A 1,585-nucleotide genomic window follows, 5' to 3' on the forward strand; every position below is an offset into this window, starting at 1 on the left:
AAAAAAGTGCCTGCAATTGCAGACACTTTTCTAAACCTAACTTCCAAATGAAACCACTCTACTTGTATATATATGCTGATACTCTGTAACCGCTAATGTCTTTATACCAATCTGCGTAATTCACACCACCCGATTTAGCCCATTCCAGGAATTTGGTGTATGCTTTGGCTATACTGATTTTTTCAATTGGGTAATCAAAAGTTTCTGCATAGTTCATAGCATAAGGCCAGTTTTTATTGCTCAGGTAATAAGTGTTTTTAGCAGGGTTGGTTTTATCTTCTGCAGTGCCAAAAAGTTTGGTATTGGCAAGGTCAGTAGGTTTGGTACCTGGTAAGTGTACTTCATTACCACGCACTTGTTTGCTGATAAGGAAGGGGTTATAAGGAGCCACACCCAATTCGTCTGAAGATAAAGCTGAGTTAAATGCGATATAAATATGCGCTGTATCGCCTGTTTTTTTAGATGCACCTGCAAAAGTGTTAATCATGCCACCATCAGGGAAGATAGCTTTTGTATTGTCAAAAGGAATGATAACAGCGTTGCTTTGTCCGGCTTCGGTACCATTACCATTGGTTTTAATATAACCACCCACCAGTTTTTGTCCGCTAACCTTAGCTACCTGACTGTTGCTGAATGGGAACTGAACACCAAAACCATTCAAGAAGGTAGCACCTACAGCACGTACTGCATAATCGCCATACATTTCAACTGTTTTGTTTTGTGCATTTTTAATGTAGGTATAACGGTAACCCAATACTAAATCATTCACATCATAATCTCCTTCAGAAGGCCAAAGATCTTCAAAGTTTAAAGTACCCCATTTGTCCTCAGCAGGATAGTAGTTAATATATGCTCTTGTAGGATCAGTTGGGAATTTATCATACGTATCGTTCACACCATCTTTATCAGCATCTACTGGTTTGTCAATAGGATTTACATCTTCATGTGAAATAGCTTCTACAGGGTTAGAAGTGGCATAGAACATCAGGTCGTTAAAATCATTATCACTGCCATTGTTATCTCTTTGCTGGTCTTCAAAACCAACCAGGAACAATTTGTTCTTATCATCATACAATAACACAGTATGTCTTTTATAACCATCTTTCTCGTTATTCAGGTTATCATCAGCAAAATACTTGTTAGCGCTGGTATTAACCGATTTGCTATTCCATGCATTCTGAAACAATACAAACCCAATAGAAGTACCTGCTTCAAAGCGGCCGAGTTTAACTTTGTCGCCAGATTTTAAGGCACCACCTGAACCAGGTAAAGAAGCATTAGGGAAAGTGATATTGATGTCTTTAATATCATTGATGCTTTTAGGCGGGTTATTGGTAGGGTAAGTATAAAAACCCAAAGAGTTTAAATAACCGGCACCTTCATGTACAAAAGTTACAAACACATCAGAAAGTGCAGTAATGTTCAGGTTGGTTTCTGCAGTTTGTGTAAGATAATCAGGGTGAAAAGTAGGAACAGGTTTTGTTTCAGGCAAAGAAGCATTGATAAAAGAAAGCAACTCAGCCGAAACTACATCACCGGGGCTAACCAGATTGGTAGGTCTGCCGTTACCATCGTAACCACCCAT

General features: G+C 38.8%; 1 protein-coding gene. It reads right to left on the minus strand.

Annotation, left to right across the window (positions count from 1 at the left end; translation table 11 throughout):
* Window positions 1-58: 58 nt before the first annotated feature.
* The coding region (locus GD597_RS21635) for an LruC domain-containing protein (protein ID WP_171610008.1) at window positions 59-1,585 on the minus strand (1,527 nt) is incomplete at its 5' end.

It is taken from the genome of Limnovirga soli (assembly GCF_013106755.1).
GTDB lineage: Bacteria > Bacteroidota > Bacteroidia > Chitinophagales > Chitinophagaceae > Limnovirga > Limnovirga soli.